The following is a 1,146-nucleotide window of genomic DNA, read 5'->3' as shown; positions in this document are numbered from 1 at the left end:
CCTTGAAGACTTCAGCCTGCATTTTTCAGCGATCCAAGACCCGCGTCAGAGCGCAAAAATCGCCTATCCCTTATTTGATATCCTGTTTGCGTCGCTTTGCGCAATGATTGCTGGCGCAGAGGGTTGGCGCGATATTCAGGAATATACCGAAGGCTATCATAAGTGGTTTCTGCAACAAGGTCTGTTCAAAGAAGGCGTCCCTGTTGATGATACGTTTGCCCGGGTTATTTCGCGGATTAACCCAAAACAATTTAACCGCTGTTTTATCAATTGGATGAATTCAGTACATGAACTGACCCAAGGTGAGCTAGTGGCGATTGATGGTAAAGTATTACGCGGCTCTTACTCTCCCGAAGAACGCCTTTCAACACTCCATCTTGTCAGTGTTTACGCCACCACGAACAAACTCGTCATGGGGCAGGTTCGGACTCAGAAAAAATCCAACGAAATCACCGCAATCCCTGAGCTGATCCAATTATTAAATCTGAAAGGTGCTCTGGTTTCCATCGATGCAATGGGATGCCAAACCCAAATAGCCCAGAAACTCATTGATGTCGGCGCGGATTACCTGTTAAGTGTTAAAGATAACCAAAAACGTCTCCATCGGGCGGTTCAAAACGCATTGAGAGCGCAATGTACCTCTCCCCTGACAAGAGAAAAAATCAATGTAGAACAAGGCCATGGCCGCACCGAAATCCGGGAAAGCCATGTTATCAGTGCTGATTTACTTAACGGTGATTTCCCAGAATGGCCGGAATTAAAAACACTTGGCGTAACAATAGGATACCGACAGGAAAAAGGTAAATTACCGAGCCTTGAGTATCGCTATTACATCAGTTCAGCAGAACTGACAGAAGAAAAATTGGCTCAGGCAGTACGCAGTCACTGGCGCATTGAAAATAATCTCCATTGGGTGTTGGATGCGATTTTTCATGAAGATGATTGTCAGATTTATCGGGAAAATGCAGCAGAAAATATCGCAATACTCAGACGAATCGCCTTGAATATGTTGAAACAGGAAAAAACTAAATTAAGTATAAGGATGAAACGTAAACGCGCCTGGATGAGAATTCAGTTTTTAGAACAGGTATTACAAGCAGGATTTTCTAACCTGAATGTTATTTGATCATTCATGCGGTTGCCCTG

General features: G+C 44.0%; 1 protein-coding gene. It reads left to right on the top strand.

Going from position 1 to position 1,146, the window contains the following annotated elements; genetic code table 11:
• The first annotated feature begins 16 nt into the window (after positions 1-16).
• Positions 17-1,126, top strand: a complete 1,110-nt coding sequence (locus AAC854_RS22580) for an ISAs1 family transposase (protein WP_340619050.1) — start codon at positions 17-19, stop codon at positions 1,124-1,126.
• The last annotated feature ends 20 nt before the right edge of the window (positions 1,127-1,146 follow it).

Source organism: Xenorhabdus entomophaga (assembly GCF_037996725.1).
GTDB lineage: Bacteria > Pseudomonadota > Gammaproteobacteria > Enterobacterales > Enterobacteriaceae > Xenorhabdus > Xenorhabdus khoisanae.
The sequence above is the reverse complement of the archived record's forward strand: the minus strand, read 5'-3'. Positions and strand labels throughout refer to the sequence as shown.